Genomic DNA, 17446 nt, shown 5'->3' with positions numbered 1-17446 from the left:
CTATGAGGCAACGGCTTTTTTAAATCCTTCTGCAAGGAGATCATTATCCCGGTAGAGCAGGGTCTCATTCACGGTGATCATTATTTTATTTTTGCTGTCGGGGAACGGCATCCGGATATTGTATGTGTTACGCAATGTGGTCACCATTTTTTTACCCTCCACTTCTTTACCCAATTGAAGCTGGTATATATTGGTGCCGGCATTCAAGGCAGAAACAGTAATGCCGGGTATCTTATTCAGTGCAGTAAATAACTCCGAAGCTTTTGCAACTGCATTTTGCAATCTTTTTTCAAAGCCTTCCAGCCGGTGCAGCGCCATGGCGGCATTGGTCCAGTTGCTGTACATGCTTCCGCCGTGGATCTTGATAAGATGCGGCATTTTTTCAATTACGTTCTTATCCCCGCAAAGTACAGCCCCTGCTGCAGCGCCCAGGTATTTGTACAGGGAAATATAGACCGTATCAAAATAAGATGCATATTCTTTTATACTTACACCCGACCAGGCAGCCGCCATATATATCCTTGCGCCATCCAGGTGCAGCCGGATATTATTGGCACGGCAGTATTCGCTGATCTTTTTTATTTCTTCCAGCGATACCATTCTCCCTTCGGCACGGCGTACGGGGTTTTCGATGCATACAGCACCGATACCTGATCTAAAAACTTCCTGTTCACCCAGTGATTCAACAGCCCGCTTCAATTCATCTGCGGTAAAGCAGGTTTCCTCTTTGGCCAGGGGCATCAGTCTTTTTTGAAAAACAGATTGTGCGGCATCGGCTTCATCACGGTATACATGGCTGAGGTCCTGGACAAACACTTTGGTGTTTTCACCGCTCAGCACCGAGAGGGCCAGTTGGTTAGCCATGGTGCCCGTGGGCATGAAGATGGCTTTCTCTTTCCCGGTGATCTCTTCAAATTTCTTTTCCAATGCCGCCACTGCCCCATCCGTTCCGTACCGGTCCCGAACAATGGCTGCATTGGTATTTACCTGTTTCAGTATATCGATGTAAGCAGCCGGTTCAAACATTTCCCCGTCGCCAAAAAATTTAACTACCGGTTCATCCCATACAGGCTGGCTGGTGATCCTTTCCCTGGCAAACAGATCCCCGGCAGGTACCAGGGCCGGAAGGACGGAAAGCCCGGATAGTTTCAAGAAATTTCTTCTGCTGGAGGAAGACATGTTTCAAAATATTAAATGATCAGGAAAAACGGTTGTTTACCCGAGGTGCTTTTTGAAGAACGCTATGGTCCGTTGCCAGGCAAGTTTTGCTGCGGCTTCATTGTAGCGGGTGGGCGCCGTGTCGTTGTGAAATGCATGGTTGGCCCCTTCGTACATGTACAATTCGTAGCGGGTATTATTCTTCTTCAGCGCTTCTTCATAAGCAGCAATGCCCGCATTCACCCTTTCATCAAGGCTTGCATAATGAAGTTGTACAGCCGCTTTTATATTGACCACATCTTCAGCCGCCGCCTGCCTTCCATAAAAAGCAACCGCCGCCTTCAGACCCGGTAATTTTACAGCAAGGTTATTACTCATGGCGCCGCCCCAGCAAAATCCTACACAGCCGGCACTGCCATTATAATCTTTACGGGTACCCAGGTAATCATACACATTGATGAAATTCTGCAGGTTATTCTCTGCCTTCAGCTCCTGGAATTTTTGGCGGGCCTCATCCTCGTTGGCAGGAGCAGCGCCGATGGCTGATAAGGCATTGGGTGCAATGGCCAAAAAACCTTCCCGGGCAGCACGGCGGGCCACATCTTCAATGTGTGCATTCAAGCCCCTGTTCTCATGGATCACGATCACTGCCGGATATTTATTTTCTGCTTTTGGCCGGGCCACATAGGCCTGCATGTTCTGTGGCACGCCCGGATAACTGATCCTTTCCGTAAACAGGTCTTCGTCACTGGTGACCTTCATGCCGGCGGCATTCACTTCAATCATGGGAAGCACCGACATGGCTGCGGTAAGGCTGCCTGTTAATAGGACCAGGCGGCTGATGAATTCACTTCTTGTTAAAGGGATATGGGTATAATCGTCGTAGAGATTAATGATACGCTGATCCATATTCGTTTTCTTTTAAAGTTAGAAAATGCGTTTACTTTATTCGGATAAAGGACGCATGTAATTTTCAGGCGATGGCTTGTAACTCTTATACGGTTCTTTCACCTGTATAATCCAATTCGATCTCGTCGGGCTGATTGCACTGCGTGATCTGTGCAAAGGCGCTGTAAACGGCGCCGATCGACAGGGGCAGACTGAATAACAATCCTATTCCGCATGGCAGGGCGCTGATCAGTATGATGATGCCCAGCAAAATGAATAACCCGATCAATGGCAGCAGGTTCCTTGTACTTACTTTCCGGGAAAGTTCCATGGCAGGCCAGGCTTCCATTTTGTAGATAACGATGAAGTGTAATTTAAATGCCCAGATCACAGATATGAGCAAGGCAGCAACCATGAACAGCAAAAACATAATGATGACCCTCGCATTCAGGAACATCCCCCTTACCAGCGATTCGATCTCGGCCTGGTTTCTGTAAATACCCTGGCCTTGCGACAATGAGATGAGGTCCATGATCTGTGGTATGAGATTAAAGAAGAACATCAGCAGGAGGAAGACCATCACCGCTGTTTCGATCAGGGAACTTACCATGACCTGTGCCAGGTAATTGAATCCTTTGAACATTTCTCCAAAATCTGTCCAGGGAATGCCCCTGGAGATACGCCAGGTTATGTAAATGCCGCCCGCCATAAAGCAGGGACTCAGGATCAGATTATTGGCCAGGCTTCCTACAAAGGGGATGATGCCGGCAGCCATGCCGATGAAAACGGCCAGTATCCCTCCCAGGATATAGTATCCCAGGTGTTTGGAGATCAGGGCCCATCCTTCTGAAAGGGCATCGCTGATTGAAAAAGTAGAATTACCGGATTGGAGTTCTTCTATTGATTTCATATTTTTTTCTTTTCAAAATAAGGTATTTTTCTTTCACTAACTATAAAATCTTCCGGACAGCTGTGGGTATTACCGGCCCGTTTGTAAGGCATTGTTGTTCCCTGGTATAAAAGGTGGGGTCTTCAAAGGAAATAAGAACCCGGAAGCATTCCGCCCAGCGGCGGTCAAGAAAGGGTTACCTGCCGCCGGAAGATTTGCTGCGGGGCGGCATGGCTTTACTTTTTATTTTTTTTACTGAATCGGGTTTGTTGCCATTCACAGGCCCTGCATTCCTGAGACGGTCATTGGCACGGTATGTATTCCCGGTATCTTTCACCTGGCTTTTTATATTCTGTGCATTTGCACCGGAAACAAAAAAGATGGCTGACAGCATCAGTATGTATTGCTTTTTCATGGGAGGTTTTTACCTGTTAAATATACTTTATTAAGGCACAACCTGCAAGCTCAATTATTGAACTTCACCACTTCAAAGTCACTTCCATGTACCTGGCCAAGCCTGCGCAGGTCATCGTTATTCCATCTTTCGTCGGGGGCGCCGCTTATGTAGAGGTTACTGCCAATGTCGGCAAGGATAAGCCCGTATTTTTTCATGGCACGCAGGATGACCTGGTTGGTGGCCGAATACCCGCTGATGTCAAAACCTGCTTTCAATCTTATTCGTGCACCAAATGGCAAGGCGTACTGTCCGCCGGTACTGTTCACTTTGTGGCGGGCCGGGTAGATGTAGGCAGGTTTTACATTATTACCCGCCAGTGTAAAACGTATGGGATGATCGATCTCTCCTTTTACAATTTCATCATAGCGTACAAGGCCCGGAAATATGGGAAGGCCTGCTGCATCGGCGGATGTCCATCCTTCGGGGCGCATCTGGTTTGAATTCAGGTCAAAGACAGCGCCCGATGATGCATCCCAGTGATTGCCGTTGACATGCGCATTAAAAAGTTCATACAGCATTTTATTCTGAACATCCAGGGCGATCACATGCGCATCTCCGATGCCATTGCCTTCGATGGGCGCATTCAACGGAACCGGGTAAGGACCGGGATCACTTTCATCGCCATAATCCGTAAAGTGGATGGCCGTTTTCGGCTGATTGCCGCATACCACTATGTAAGGAATACCAATGGGAGCACCCTGCCATAGACCGCTTCCGAAATCTGCTTTTATGGCCGGCGTGGATATGGCTGCAATGATCTGTGTATTGTACGGGTCAACAGGCGAGGCCGATATATCCTGGTTCCATGGATTATCTGCCGGGAATACCTGGATGTTCTCTGCCGCTGTTTTGGTGGCTGAACAAACAGTTCCTCCCCCACCACCCGTTGTGTTCATTGGTTGAACCGCTTCCGTGTTTTTGCTGCAGGAGGTGGCGGTAAAAAGGATCAGTGCAATACCCGGAAGAAAAATGAGTGAGCAGAAACTGGTTCTCATAGACTGGATTTTAGCCGGAATGAATTCCCAAAAATCAAGCCAATGAACGCAGCATGGATGATCATTAAAAAAAACAGTAGTTCTACTTCGTAAAAACCTTAGCCTTTGCCTCCGCGGATGTTATGACCGGGATCACTTCAAACCCGGCAAGGTCATTCCAATGGCTTATCCATTCCTTCAGTTTTTCTTCGGAACTGCTTTCCATTACCTGGTAGCAGACACTAACTTCCTCATTGATCCAGCTGTTGATATAATGTACGCCTTCGGGCAACATTCTTCCCCGTTCATCAAAGCGTTTGTAAAGTTCTTTTACTTTACCCGGGTGAAATCTTTCAATGATCATATAAACCATGTGTATCGTTTTGATCGGTTTGAATTCATTTCAAAGCTTTTTCCAGTATCATGAATTCCAGTTTTTGCAGGTGTTTGCCGGTCATGCCGTCTTCCTCAAAGGGGTCCCGTAATCCGGTATCTGCATAACCATGCCGCTTATACCAGTTGATAAGTTCGGTACGTACCGATATTACCCGCATGTAAATGGATGAACAATGCTGGTCAAGGGCATATTCTTCGGATGCTTTTAATAACTGCTTACCGATCCCACCTCCCTGGAGTTCCGGTGAAACGCTGAACATGCCCAGGTAGATCCTTGAACCATGTTGCTGCAGGTTCACACAGCCGATGATATGCCCTGCGTCGTCAGCATATTTCAGCATTACCGAACCGGGTTTATCCATTACTTCCTGCAACATCGGTTCATCCGCCCGTGTATCACCTTCGATCAGGTCGGCTTCCGTGGTCCACCCCCGCCTGGACGCTTCTCCCCGGTACGTGTTGTTGAGCAGGTGTTTTATGGCAGCAATGTCTGCTGCAGCAGCAACGGCAATACGTGGATCGGAAAATGAGACTGTCATGCGGTAAAAATAAAGCGAAGGATCACTATTCAACAAATTTCCGGCCTTTGGCCATTACCAAAAAAACGATGCCGGTTATAAAACCCATGATGATGAACCCAACGATCCATAATGCCTTTTCCCCGTCGGAGACCGTTTTGCTTTTTGCAACATATACAATGCCCAGTATGCGGTAAGCCAGGCTGCTGAGGCCGAGTACAAGTCCCGGGATGAGCACGGCCGGGCTGAAGATGTTGGCCAGCAATTCAAAGGGATCGGCACCCGAATGATCATCTATATGAAATACGAATCCGAAGATGGCATTGAGGTAGGTTACCATAAAAACAACCGCTGCCACAACAGACAGGATGAAAAGTAAAAGGAATATATTATACCTGCTCATGTTTTTATTTTAAAGCTACAGCTTTATTTTGCGCCATGAACTGCCTGACCAGTTTTATATCCGCTTCCTTTTTTATCCTTTTTAAAATGCCGGCCTCATGGCTGATGATAGTCTCTGCTTTGTCAAAAGGAAGTTTGTCATATAATCTGCCGCCGGGAAAATGACAGGGTGAACAGATCTTGCGGAGAATGGGCTGAACCTGGGTCTTAAAATCCACCTTCCCGGTTTTGATGAAATGGGTGTTTTTGAAAGGCTGCCCGCCTCCTGTACCGGGTCACAGGAGCAAAACCAAATACCCAACCCGCATATGAACAACGGTATCTTCATACCAGCCTGTTTAATGGCTGGTTAAGTTAATACATTCCCGGTACTTTTTTTTACCGCCCGGCCAATCGGGCCATTGCCGTTTTTTACATCTGCTTCAAACAGCAAACCACACATAGCTAAAAATAACCGTTGCAATATTTTATGATTTTGACCATGCTATCCCTTTTTAAATTGTTGGATGAAAAAGTATAGCCTGCTTTTTTTCATTTTTGTTTTAGCCATTTCTATTGCCAGTGCCAACCCGGCAGATACGGTTATTGAGCGAAAGCAGTATCATACGAAACGGCTGACCGGCACTCCCGTTATTTTAGACGGCATCCCTTCGGAAGAAACCTGGAATGCCGTGGAATGGGGCGGCGATTTTACACAATGGCAGCCTGCAGAAGGGAAACCCCCGTCCCAGCCTACCCAGTTCAAGATACTGTACGATAATAAATTCCTTTACATTGCCTACAACTGTATTGACCGGGCCCCCGATTCCATTGATAAACGAATGGGCAGGCGGGATGCTTTTCCCGGAGATTTTGTAGAGATAAACATCGACAGTTACCACGACCTTCGTACCGCATTCTCTTTTACACTGTCTGTTTCCGGGGTAAGGGGCGATGAGTTTGTGAGCAACGACGGCAACAACTGGGATGCAAACTGGAACCCCATCTGGTATGCAAAGACCCATGTGAACAGTTCGGGCTGGACGGCTGAAGTAAAGATACCCCTGAGCCAGTTGCGCTACGGGAATGAAAAAGAAAAAGTGTGGGGCATACAGTTAATGCGGCGGATATTCCGGAAAGAGGAACGCTCCACCTGGCAACTCATTCCTCAAAACTCAGGGGTTTGGGTGAGCCGTTTTGGTGAACTGCACGGGCTGAATGATATTCCTTTTCACCGCCAGGTGGAGATTGCGCCTTATATGACCGTTCAGGCAGATAAATACAGGAAGCAGCCCGGCAATCCTTTTGCCGATGGGTTTGATATGAAACTCACGGGTGGGCTGGATGGTAAAGTAGCCGTAACGAACGACCTGATACTTGATTTTACCATCAACCCCGATTTTGGGCAGGTGGAAGCAGACCCATCACAGGTTCGGATCGACGGGTTCCAGAATTTCTTCAGCGAACGGAGGCCCTTCTTTATTGAAAGCCGGAATATTTTTGAATACCAGATCACGGGTTCACAGGCCGGCGGGGAGTACGATTCAGACCTTCTTTTTTATTCCCGGCGCATAGGCAGTTCACCGCATGGGTATGCCAGCTTATCCAATGGCGAATATGTAAAACATCCACAAAACACCAGCATACTGGGCGCAGCCAAATTCAGCGGTAAAACAAAGAACGGGTGGAGCATCGGCGTATTGGAAACTGTTACGGAAAGAGAGAAAGCGACCGTTGACAATAATGGTAAAAGAAGAAAAGAACTGGTAGAGCCCCTTACAAATTTTTTTGTAGGAAGGCTGCAGAAGGACATCCACAGCGGTAATACGATCATTGGCGGGATATTCACAGCGGTAAACCGGGAGCATGGACTGGACAACATGCTTCACCGCAGCGCTTATTCCGGCGGGCTCGATTTCTTACATTACTGGAAACACCGCACCTGGTATATCCGGGGCAACCTGGTATACAGTCATGTTACCGGGACCAAAGAAGCGATCCTGCGGACACAAACCGCATTTGAACACCTGTTCCAGCGGCCGGGTGCAAAAGAATTTTCGGTTGATAGCAGCCGTACCTACCTTACGGGCACCGGCGGAACGTTCCGTATCGGCAAGATAGGCGGACGGGTAGGTAAAAAAGGACAGGTATTTAAATTTGAGACAGGCCTTACGCTGCGTTCTCCTCAACTGGAGCTGAATGATATCGGCTTCATGCTCACGTCCAATGAAATAAATCACTGGACATGGCTGGGGCTGCATTACCAGAAACCATTTGCATTTTTCCGAAATGCACGGTTCAATTACAATCACTGGTTCCGTTGGGATTTTGGCGGACAGTTGTTGTATGAACAATTCAATGTAAATGCCCATGCAACTTTCCGCAGTAACTGGCCGAGCGGTACCGGCGTGACCTGGAACCCGTATGATGTTTCCAATACGGCATTAAGAGGCGCCGGTTCCCTGCGCAGGCCGCCGGGTATCGGTTGGAGCTATTATGTGAACAGCGACTACCGGAAAAAAGTGTATGCAAACCTGACCCTTTTTAAATGGTGGGGCTTTGATAACAGCATGACCGTTAACAGTGCAGGACTTACGCTCAACATTGTACCCATCAATGCCCTCAGCATAAGTTTAAGCGCCAATTACGATCAAAACTGGCGGCGGCAGGACCAGTTCGTGCGGAATGTATCTTATAACAATTCAACCCGTACCATCGTGGCACAGGTAAAACAAAGAACATTGCGTTTTACCGGAAGGATCAATTTCAACATCACGCCGGACCTGACGGTACAATATTACGGGCAGCCTTTTATCACCCGTCCCCTGTACAGCCATTTTGCCTATGTTTCCGATCCACTGGTAAAAAAACTGGATGACAGGTTCACGCAATTCTCTGCAGACCAGCTCAGCCAGGTGAATGGCAGCTACCTGGTGGATGCGAACAGGGACGGCATCACCGATTACAGTTTCAGCAAACCCGATTTTAATTTCGTGCAGTTCCGTTCCAACCTGGTCATACGGTGGGAATACCGGCCCGGTTCGGAGTTGTACCTGTGTGGTCTGAAGGAAATACAGCAGATGCGTATGATGACCTGGACAGCCCCCTCTTTACAAGCATGTTCAATAATGCTTTCAGCGGGGGCAATGCCCGCAATATCTTTTTGGTGAAATGGACCTACCGGTTCCTGCGGTAAACGGAAACAAACTATTGTTCATCCTTATCCATCCACAAAATGGAGTTGCCTGTCTGGTGTTCATTCTGTTCCCATAATTTATTGGCAGGATCAAGTATCCAGTTACCATCCACTACAAACTTATAGCGGTGTTTTCCTTTGTTCAGGTGGGCCCTGAAGACCCATTCGTCTCCTTCCCGCTTCATCTGGAAAGATCCCGGGTTCCAGTTATTCAGGTCGCCGGCAAGAAAAACCTTTTTTGCATTTGCAAAACCCTTTAACCGGAAAATGAAGTTGGGCCGGATGACCAGTATAAGATTATTCTTTGTAACGGGGTCAGCAAAATCCTTTCCATCGATCTTTAACCGGTATTCGTAATTGCCCGGACCAAGGGTGTAAGGTAACTCCCACCCGGATGCTGTCTTATTCATGAACAGTTCACCTTCTTTCCAATTGTTGAACGAGCCGAACAGGATCACTTTTTTTGCATCGGGATAGCCATCCAGTACAAACAGGTACGGATTACCCATCCGTATCACCGAATTATATTCGTTGTATTCATTCGGTAACTTTTCAGTATTGCCCGGGTCGGTGATCCATTTTCCGTCGGCAATATACCGGTACGTGTGTGTGCCTTCAGACAGGTAGACCGGCAATGCCCAACCGGTGAGGGTACGTTGCATCAGCAGGTTCCTTTCCTTCCATTCATTAAAACTGCCGGCCAGGTAAACCCGTTTTGCACCGGTATATCCTTCCAGGCTGAATGTATGATTGGTTTTAAAATAAACGGAGTTGTCATTGCCCATTCCGTCATTGTCCACATTCGGATTATCCTTATCAACTGTCCAGTTCCCGTCAATGATGAATTTATAGAGGTGTTTCCCTGGGCCAGCTTTACATTCGTTACCCAGCCGCTGTCGGTCTTTGTCATGGGCAGTGCGCCCCTTTCCCAGTTGGTAAAGCTTCCCGCCAGCTTCACGTTACCTGCATGTACATTTCCCCGGAGAAAAAAACCAACAACAGAATCGGCAACGGCAAAAGCTGCTTTGTTCTTAAACCGGTTATACCCGAAATGCACCTGGGCTTCGGGTACCGGCTCACGTCCTTTTTGGGTAAAGATTATTTTGTCTGCAACGTTGCTGATGTTGTCTGCACTGAACAGGGGTTTGCTGATGACGAGAAGTTCTTTATTATCTATGTCAATGTTCCAGCCCAGTTTTTTCAGGGTATCGGTAGAACCCAGGCTCATGCACTTCAGCAGGTCCAGGTCGTAGAGTTCATACTTTGTTATAAAACTGTCCAGGGAAGATCTTTCAATGTCCTTGCCAAGTGCAATGAACATTTTCCCGTTCTTGACGGTGTAAGAACGCACCGGTACCTGTGCATGCATTTGCAAGGAAGCCATCACCAGTGCCATGCAGCAGCAGATCTTCCGTACTTTCTTCCAGGTCATTTCAGTGCTCCTCATTTCCATATGTACATTTTATTGGTTACAAAGTTAAATCCTATTTTATGCAACGAAAGAAAATCAAAACCTAAAATTCCGTCAATACAACTGTTATCCGCCAGGCAGGTTTTTTCGAGGTTGGTGATGATCACAGGCAGGCTACCGGTATTCTGTCTTCCGATCTGCAGGTTGTTCAGGTTCCCGTACAGGGCTTCCACCTTCTTCGCTCCTGCCCCGGTGAGTTGAATGCGCCTTAAGATCTCTACGTTATCAAAGATCTTATCCGGCAGCCGGCTGTCCAGCAAATTCGATTCGGCACCGGAATCGATCATAAGTCTTAATTTTTTACCGGCCATGGTGGTACGGGTAACCAACTTGTTGTTCCAGATCTCAACCGGAACAATGCTGTATGCCGATGTATCGGCAAGCAGGGGATTTTTAAAACTGTCTTTTTTAAGTACCCGGCGGAAATGCAGCAGGCTGTTCTCGTAATCAATGATCAATTCAAACTGCCGCAAAAGCGACAGCCCGATGAGGCCGAATATCCGTACTCCCTTTGTATTCTCCAGGTGTCCCAGGTTCACCAGGTCTGCAGTAAGAACGCTGCGCTTTATGCAGCCAAAACGGAGTTCATTTACCCGGGTCTTTTGTACCATTGTTACTGCTCCTGTTATGCCGCTTTGTTCTTCATTCAGATCGGTGCTGACCGGGTAATCCCTGAAATAGGTAAGGTTCAGCACCAGGCCCGGCGCACCAGTATCAAGTATGAAATTACCCTCGGTGGTATCGGCCATGGCCCGGATAAGAATGAGATTGCCGGCACGGCTGAAAGGGATCGTGCAGGAAACCGTATCAGTTGCCAGGGCATCGATGCGGACCGGTGATTTCCTTACCGGCAACGGCCCTGTTTTATCATGGGCAGCATGCAGTGTTGCTGTTGCAAATACGGCAGCAATGATCAAACAGATATATCGTGTTACAGGGCTTATGACCGGCTATTGAAATGCTAATTTAAATGAAAGGGACAATACCCCGGGAGAATTAACTTGTTGTTGCATACTTGAACCCGGATGATAAAACAGCCGGTTTCTTTACGAAAGAAACCGGCTCTGTATTAACTGGACATGGCAATTAAAATACCGGCCTTGATATTTTAATACCGGATTTGCCAAAGGCTGTTTTGAATCTTGTATGTACCCGCAACGCTTCTGCATTTTTTTTCTGTGCCAGCAACGCCTTGTATAAACCAAATAAGGCCCAGCCGTTCTCATTGTTATAGAGCAGGTCTTTGCGGAAGATCTTTTCTGCATTGGCCGCATCGCCGCTTTCCAGGTAAGCGGTGCCTAAATAATGCTTGGGACTCAGTAACCAGTCACGGGGTTCGTTATAAACCATATTGGCTTCTATGGAATCGGCCTGTTTAAAATGCCGGATTGCGCCGTCATACATTTTCCGGTCAAGATGAACGGCTCCCAGCAAGAGTTGCTCAGCAACCCGGGCTCCTTCGGTCAGCGGTGAAAAAGGCGTTAAAGGTATTTTCAGCGAGCTGTCTTTCATCCATTCCCTCAATTTATCAAGTTCGGTTGATGCCCCGGTAAAATTGCTTTTGGCAGAGAAAGCCATACCCCTGCCGAAATGATACAACAGGTTTGCGTACACCTGCGATGCATCGGGTTGTTTTACCTGCAGCAGTTCATCCCATTTCCCAAAACGGATGTACAGCAGCACGGGTGTCATGTTTATGTATTGTACATAGGTTCCCATGGGTGCCGGGATGGATAAATAATCGGCGGGGATGCTGTTCTTTGTTTCCATGGCAGCCGCTTCCGCTACCGCATAATCCCCCATCATCATGGCATTGTTTGTTTTCATGTGCAGGTTATGGATGATGTACAGGAAATCGGCGCCCGTTACCGGGGCATATAAGGGAATGTATTTCTGGTAACTGTTCACCGCATGGATGTTCACCTCCACTCCTTTTTTATAATTACCGGTACGCAGGTAAATATGCGAAGGCATGTGTACCAGGTGTGAGAGGCCCGGGTTGGTAATGCCCAGCCTGTTGGCGCTCGGCAATGCCAGCGATGCAAAAGGCGAAGGTTCCATCACATGAATGTAATAATGGTTGGCGCCGGGATGCTCAGGAAATTCCACCAGAAATTTTTCCAGCACGTTTCGTATCAGCGGCGTCCATGGCCTGGGTGTGCCGTCGGCATTCCACAGGTCCCAGGGATGCTGCAGCATCATGGCATCGGCATAAAGAGCCTGGGCATCCGAAAGGGAAATATATTTTTCATACAACTGTTTCATCTTGTCGGTATAAACCTGGTTCAGTTGAGCCCTGGTCACATCCGTTGAGTCGGCAGTGTACCGGACCGACATGGCACCGATCAATCCTTTTTCAAAGGCGGTTGCATGGCCGGCAAGTTCATTTGCTTTGTTCACGGCAGCCAGTGCATCGGGCGATGCCCGGTAACCGAAGTCATTGATGTTGGGCCCATAGCCCAAGGCCTGCGCCCAGTAAAGCATGGCACAGTTGGGGTCGAAACGGGCCGCCTTCTTGAACGAAGCCATTGCTTCAATGATGTGAAAGCCATAATACATGTTGATGCCCTGGTTAAAGTAGAACTGGGCGCTGTCATTTGTTGTAGAGATCTTCCATTGGTGTTTTCCTGCGCCGGGCATGGGGGGAATATCGATCTCTTCGATCCATGTCCTCAGTTCATTCCAGTCGGGGCTGCATCGTATGGCCTTTTTTGCCTTGTACGCATCGATGTTCAGGGAAACTTCTTTTTTTGATCCGCTGAAGCGGAATGCAAACATAATGATGAGCGACAGGCTTGCTGCTGAAAGAAATAACCGTGTTGGCATATGGAATGATTTATCAGCATAAAAGATACAAACAAGCCATGCAGGAATCCAAATATTTTTTCACAGGGATGATGCAAAAGGGCTGATAGCTGGTAAAGCCATCAGCCCTTGTTAAAAGTGATCTTAGGGTTAATAATTTCCGCTTCCTGTCACGCTGATATTCTGCTTGGTGATTATATCGTAGACGGTACAGGAAAAAGTGAAACTCTTTGCCCCGGTTTTCGTGACCGTACCGCCGCTTCTTGTGCCATATACATTGGAGGACTGGCTCATCAAACCATAGAGCACGCTGCCTCCGCTTGAATTATACCCATCGTTGAATGCATAGCTGCCGCTGCTTTGCTGGGGCATGTTGTATATGATAAAACTTTCGCCGTTCGATGTGATTATTGCCACATCAATATTACCCAGCGGACCGCCGGTGCCCACATCCGGTACAGATGTACATACTCCGGAACGGTAAACTCCGCCGGCTGTATAATTTCCCGAACCGGTCCCTCCACCCCCACCGCCGCCGGATCCTGTACAGTTTGTGGTGGTTATCACCGGTGCGGTAACCGTTCCGCCAACAGGGGCTGTACCGGCATATACCGTGGAACTGGTTGTGGATACATTGTAGTTGAACGTGATGTTCCCATCCTTCACAGCCACTTTAGCCCGGTACTTTCCATTGGCATTGGTGTAGGTGATGTATTTGTTATTGTATTGTGTGGAAGCCAATGTGACCTTCACACCCGCAACCGGGCTTCCGTTCGTACATTTCACCTGGCCTTCAATTGTTCCAAAGCCAAGGACAAAGCGGTCAATATTCTGGTAAAGGGTTGTTACCGGGAAAAAATATTCGCTCCCGGTTTGGGTAATGCCGGTTGAATTATTCCATTTGCCCGAAACCGGATCGTAGCTCCATGCTTTGGCACCATTGGTGACCGGGTTGCCTGCACCGGCCGGAACCGTCACCGCTGCTTTTACATTGGCATTGGCAACTAATTTTTTACCTGCTGCATCCGTAAATTCAGTAGCAACAAATCCATAGCTGATCATGGCACCCACATCATTTCCTTCTCTTGCCATAAAATCTCCGCCGGGCATCAGTGAAGCCAGGGAAGGGTTATCCTGCCGGATATACCTGGCCGCCACTTTAACCTGCCCGGCATAGGGTGAACCATCTGCATTACTGAAAGCACCGGGTGCTGCTGTTACCCGGAGGCCCGTGCTGCCAACGGAGCCACCCCCTGCAGGCAATGTGCCCAGGTTGTTTTTTGCCATCAGTGAAATTTCTGTTTCCAGGCTGGAACCGTCGATATTATCCACGTTCTTGTAGCCGGTGAAATAGTTTGTGGCCGATGCTTCTACCTGGTAACTGGCCATATCGGGCAGCCCGGAAAAGCTGAACCTGCCATCACCACCGGTAGTGGTGGTCTGTCCGCCCAGTATTACGGTGGCTCCCGAAACAGCCGAACCGGTTTCATCGGTGACAATGCCCGAAACGGTAAAGGTCTTATCGTTCACTTCATTCTTTTTGCATTGCAAAAGAACAACGGATAAGAAGGCTGCCGCCAGCACCGGCCACAGTTTTATTGAAATGAGTTTGTTTAAGGTAATATGCATACAAATGTTTTACGGGTGATGTAAGATGTAATACGTATGCAAACCTACCCTGCCGCCAGGCAAAAGAGTGCGGGGTTTTCACCGTTTTTTGGCCGGGTGATTTAAGCAGCAGATAATTCCCGGGTACCCGAACCGGTCCGGAAGGCCATGCAGAAACTTAACATTGGACATCAAAAAGCTTTATTAGATTTATGGAAACTTAAGACCATGAACTGGCCTGTACTTATCATTTTTGGCATCCTTGCTGTTGGGTTGATCGTATTCCTGGTGGTACGTAACCAGAAAGATGAAAAGGAACTGGAAGAAGAGATCAAGCACGATTACCGCAAACCAAGGGATGACAAAGGCGATATAGAAATTGATGAAGTAATGAAATGATCCTCATTTCAGGAAAGTATCGCCCAATACCTATGGAATTGATTTCCGGATGGATATACCGCAAATGTATATATCTGTTTCCCATAAACACAGTCTGACTTTAATGGAAATGCACTAAACAAGTAAGCTTGTACTAAAATGCCAGGCCCGTGTGGCATGCCCTGGCTGTTGCATACGATCCATTCCCCGGTCCTGTTAACCGGTTCTTTACAATAGTTATATTTCTGTGAAAGCACCTAATGTGGTAAGGTTCTTGTATTTATTTCCTGTCTTACAAACACTACATATGAATTCATTTTTTACATCTAAATAAAAACACATGAAAACGAACGACCGGATCAGGAACGTTACCTTCCGTAAACTTTCCCTGGCATCCATTATCACTGTATTCATAGTATCGGTTCTGTACGCCGGGACTTCAACAGCCCAGGGCAACCGGCGTGGCGGAGAAAAAGGGAATGGCAACTGGAAAGAACGATCGAACCAGCCACCGGGTGGCGAACGAAGGAACGATGTGGCCATGGGCAGGGGCAACAAGGGTGGTGACTGGAAAAAAAATGATGCACCCGACTTCAACCGCAACAGGAATTATGAAGGTGGCAACATGAACAAGGGCAGAAATGATGACTGGAAGAATAACCGGAGAAATGACAATTCGGGTAACATCAACCGTCCAGGTAACAATGACTGGAAGAACAACCGGAGAAACGATAACCCGGGTAACATCAACCGCCCTGGTAATGACAACATAAATAACAGGAGGAGAAATGACAATCCCGGCAACATCAACCGGGGTGGCAATGATAATATTGCCGGGCGTGGAAATGATTATCGCCGCAACATGTACACAAGGGACCGGCCGGGTTATCGCCCTGTTTACCAGTACGACCGCAGGCCGGTGTATAACCGTTATGATCCAAGCTGGCGATATAATTACCTGCCCAGGAGAAACAGTTACTTCTATAACGTGCCATCAACTTATTTCAGTATAAGTTTTGGCGGGTTCAGTTACCGTTACTGGGATGGTGTATTCTACCGTCCTTACAATAACCTATTTACCGTTTGCGCTCCTCCTGTCGGTATCTATATAAATATTTTGCCGGTTGGATTCCGCAGGATATATGTACGTAATTATCCTTACTACTATTACAACGGCACGTACTATGACCAGCGTGGAAGCAATTACTATGTTGTTTCTCCGCCGCTGGGAGCCATTGTGGAAAGCTTACCCGATGGTTATGAGACCGTGGTGATCGACGGCGAGACCTATTACGTGGTTGATGGCGCCCAATACAAACCCGTGGTGGTTGAGAACGGCGAGATCTGGTATGAAGTGATAAAAGCAAATTGATCAACGGGCACAAATAAACAGAACAGGAAGGATCCGTCCTTCCTGTTTTTATTTATAGGTTACAGCAATGCGGAACAGTATATTTATTGTAAGGTTTCTCTGTCCCAGTTACGCATGACATCTGCAACGGACCTGCTGACCTTTGTTTCCAGGAAATCAACCAGCAATGCATCCGGTAATTTTTCTTTCTGCGCTTTCAATGCCTTCCATAATTTTGTAAACAGTTCCTTGCCACCGGTATCATAAATGCCGGCAGCAGCCGAATGCCAGCGGCATTGAAACCATCCATAGTTCTTCGGGTGCTTACTGCCCATCTCTTCATACAATTCTTCCACGTCATTCAGCCGGGTATAGGTATATTCTTTTGTGCCGGCACCCACTACCATTTTTGGAAAAAGGGTCAGGGCAGGCAATTGCTCCGGTTCGTTCTCTGCAATATAGGTGTGCAGTAAAATATTACAGAACAGCTCACCCATCCATAAGCGCTGGATGTTAAGCCCTCCCTGGAAATGAAAAGCGTGCCCCAGTTCATGAATGGCAAGCAGGTCAAAAAAAGGGCGCATGCTCACCGTGCCGTCTTCAACACGGTAAACGGCCTGTACCTGTTTGCTAAGTTGTTCGGGCAGCTGGTTCAGTGGTGGTAAAAACCCTTTCCAGAACGGGTTGTCTTCTGCTGCCACCACCAGGCTGTCAACACCTTTGTAATGCGGCATTCCATAAACGGGATTGGCAGCATACAATTTCCAGTCGGCAGTATCCAGCACCAATAATGTCACTTCCGGTTTAAACCCGGTGAGCTGCTGCTGATACCGGATGGCTTTGCCGATGCGAATGGCCATACCCGTTGCCCGTTGTTCATGCCCGCCATTGCTGTAGAATGTTCTGACGGGAACATTTTTTAATTGATTTAATTTGTCCCCGTTCTGGGCATTGTAAGAAAAAGGTTGCGTTGCAT

At 47.7% G+C, this 17446-nt stretch carries 17 protein-coding genes; 3 read left to right on the top strand and 14 right to left on the bottom strand.

Annotated features, from left to right (window positions below):
- The 9 genes from IPJ02_01785 to IPJ02_01745 form a co-directional block, all read right to left on the bottom strand.
- Positions 1-1179: an aminotransferase class I/II-fold pyridoxal phosphate-dependent enzyme gene (locus tag IPJ02_01785; GenBank protein ID MBK7374334.1), complete on the bottom strand. Its 1179-nt coding sequence runs from the start codon at positions 1177-1179 to the stop codon at positions 1-3.
- A 36-nt stretch (positions 1180-1215) separates the two neighbouring features.
- On the bottom strand, positions 1216-2067 hold the full coding sequence (locus IPJ02_01780; GenBank protein MBK7374333.1) for a dienelactone hydrolase family protein: 852 nt from the start codon (positions 2065-2067) through the stop codon (positions 1216-1218).
- Positions 2068-2152: 85 nt separating this feature from the next.
- Entirely contained in the window at positions 2153-2956 is an 804-nt protein-coding gene (locus tag IPJ02_01775; protein ID MBK7374332.1) for a hypothetical protein, read from the bottom strand.
- 175 nt (positions 2957-3131) lie between these two features.
- Positions 3132-3350 carry a hypothetical protein gene (locus tag IPJ02_01770; protein MBK7374331.1) on the bottom strand — a complete coding sequence of 73 codons (219 nt, stop codon included), beginning with the start codon at positions 3348-3350 and terminating at the stop codon, positions 3132-3134.
- Between the two features lie 50 nt (positions 3351-3400).
- Entirely contained in the window at positions 3401-4225 is an 825-nt protein-coding gene (locus IPJ02_01765; GenBank protein ID MBK7374330.1) for a hypothetical protein, read from the bottom strand.
- 244 nt (positions 4226-4469) lie between these two features.
- A complete protein-coding gene (locus tag IPJ02_01760) occupies positions 4470-4739 on the bottom strand; it encodes a DUF3303 family protein (GenBank protein ID MBK7374329.1) in 270 nt (89 codons plus the stop codon).
- Between the two features lie 25 nt (positions 4740-4764).
- On the bottom strand, positions 4765-5301 hold the full coding sequence (locus IPJ02_01755) for a GNAT family N-acetyltransferase (GenBank protein ID MBK7374328.1): 537 nt from the start codon (positions 5299-5301) through the stop codon (positions 4765-4767).
- Between the two features lie 25 nt (positions 5302-5326).
- A complete protein-coding gene (locus IPJ02_01750) occupies positions 5327-5683 on the bottom strand; it encodes a hypothetical protein (GenBank protein ID MBK7374327.1) in 357 nt (118 codons plus the stop codon).
- A 4-nt stretch (positions 5684-5687) separates the two neighbouring features.
- Entirely contained in the window at positions 5688-5900 is a 213-nt protein-coding gene (locus IPJ02_01745) for a hypothetical protein (GenBank protein MBK7374326.1), read from the bottom strand.
- Positions 5901-6188: 288 nt separating this feature from the next.
- On the opposite strand from IPJ02_01745, the gene IPJ02_01740 reads away from it, so the two are divergent.
- Positions 6189-8831, top strand: coding sequence for a carbohydrate binding family 9 domain-containing protein (locus tag IPJ02_01740; protein MBK7374325.1), 2643 nt, complete (start codon positions 6189-6191; stop codon positions 8829-8831).
- 37 nt (positions 8832-8868) lie between these two features.
- On the opposite strand, the gene IPJ02_01735 is transcribed toward IPJ02_01740, so the two are convergent.
- The 4 genes from IPJ02_01735 to IPJ02_01720 form a co-directional block, all read right to left on the bottom strand.
- Entirely contained in the window at positions 8869-9657 is a 789-nt protein-coding gene (locus tag IPJ02_01735) for a hypothetical protein (protein ID MBK7374324.1), read from the bottom strand.
- Between the two features lie 643 nt (positions 9658-10300).
- Positions 10301-11245 carry an aspartyl protease family protein gene (locus IPJ02_01730; protein ID MBK7374323.1) on the bottom strand — a complete coding sequence of 315 codons (945 nt, stop codon included), beginning with the start codon at positions 11243-11245 and terminating at the stop codon, positions 10301-10303.
- A gap of 169 nt (positions 11246-11414) precedes the next feature.
- On the bottom strand, positions 11415-13154 hold the full coding sequence (locus IPJ02_01725; GenBank protein MBK7374322.1) for a hypothetical protein: 1740 nt from the start codon (positions 13152-13154) through the stop codon (positions 11415-11417).
- A gap of 129 nt (positions 13155-13283) precedes the next feature.
- Entirely contained in the window at positions 13284-14762 is a 1479-nt protein-coding gene (locus IPJ02_01720; protein ID MBK7374321.1) for a carboxypeptidase regulatory-like domain-containing protein, read from the bottom strand.
- 207 nt (positions 14763-14969) lie between these two features.
- On the opposite strand from IPJ02_01720, the gene IPJ02_01715 reads away from it, so the two are divergent.
- Entirely contained in the window at positions 14970-15140 is a 171-nt protein-coding gene (locus tag IPJ02_01715) for a hypothetical protein (GenBank protein MBK7374320.1), read from the top strand.
- A gap of 319 nt (positions 15141-15459) precedes the next feature.
- Positions 15460-16491, top strand: coding sequence for a hypothetical protein (locus tag IPJ02_01710; protein ID MBK7374319.1), 1032 nt, complete (start codon positions 15460-15462; stop codon positions 16489-16491).
- A gap of 83 nt (positions 16492-16574) precedes the next feature.
- On the opposite strand, the gene IPJ02_01705 is transcribed toward IPJ02_01710, so the two are convergent.
- Positions 16575-17330 carry a hypothetical protein gene (locus IPJ02_01705; protein ID MBK7374318.1) on the bottom strand — a complete coding sequence of 252 codons (756 nt, stop codon included), beginning with the start codon at positions 17328-17330 and terminating at the stop codon, positions 16575-16577.
- Positions 17331-17446 lie beyond the last annotated feature (116 nt).

The sequence above is a fragment of the Chitinophagaceae bacterium genome (assembly GCA_016710165.1).
GTDB lineage: Bacteria > Bacteroidota > Bacteroidia > Chitinophagales > Chitinophagaceae > Ferruginibacter.
Note: the sequence above shows the minus strand (reverse complement) of the source record. Positions and strands in the feature narration are given on the sequence as shown.

What these genes read in the sequence shown, in the direction of transcription:
- IPJ02_01785 (MBK7374334.1), bottom strand. Translation starts at nt 1,179, where the DNA reads ATGTCTTCCTCCAGCAGAAGAAATTTCTTGAAACTATCCGGGCTTTCC.
- IPJ02_01780 (MBK7374333.1), bottom strand. Translation starts at nt 2,067, where the DNA reads ATGGATCAGCGTATCATTAATCTCTACGACGATTATACCCATATCCCT.
- IPJ02_01775 (MBK7374332.1), bottom strand. Translation starts at nt 2,956, where the DNA reads ATGAAATCAATAGAAGAACTCCAATCCGGTAATTCTACTTTTTCAATC.
- IPJ02_01770 (MBK7374331.1), bottom strand. Translation starts at nt 3,350, where the DNA reads ATGAAAAAGCAATACATACTGATGCTGTCAGCCATCTTTTTTGTTTCC.
- IPJ02_01760 (MBK7374329.1), bottom strand. Translation starts at nt 4,739, where the DNA reads ATGGTTTATATGATCATTGAAAGATTTCACCCGGGTAAAGTAAAAGAA.
- IPJ02_01755 (MBK7374328.1), bottom strand. Translation starts at nt 5,301, where the DNA reads ATGACAGTCTCATTTTCCGATCCACGTATTGCCGTTGCTGCTGCAGCA.
- IPJ02_01750 (MBK7374327.1), bottom strand. Translation starts at nt 5,683, where the DNA reads ATGAGCAGGTATAATATATTCCTTTTACTTTTCATCCTGTCTGTTGTG.
- IPJ02_01740 (MBK7374325.1), top strand. Translation starts at nt 6,189, where the DNA reads ATGAAAAAGTATAGCCTGCTTTTTTTCATTTTTGTTTTAGCCATTTCT.
- IPJ02_01725 (MBK7374322.1), bottom strand. Translation starts at nt 13,154, where the DNA reads ATGCCAACACGGTTATTTCTTTCAGCAGCAAGCCTGTCGCTCATCATT.
- IPJ02_01720 (MBK7374321.1), bottom strand. Translation starts at nt 14,762, where the DNA reads ATGCATATTACCTTAAACAAACTCATTTCAATAAAACTGTGGCCGGTG.
- IPJ02_01715 (MBK7374320.1), top strand. Translation starts at nt 14,970, where the DNA reads ATGAACTGGCCTGTACTTATCATTTTTGGCATCCTTGCTGTTGGGTTG.
- IPJ02_01710 (MBK7374319.1), top strand. Translation starts at nt 15,460, where the DNA reads ATGAAAACGAACGACCGGATCAGGAACGTTACCTTCCGTAAACTTTCC.
- IPJ02_01705 (MBK7374318.1), bottom strand. Translation starts at nt 17,330, where the DNA reads ATGGCCATTCGCATCGGCAAAGCCATCCGGTATCAGCAGCAGCTCACC.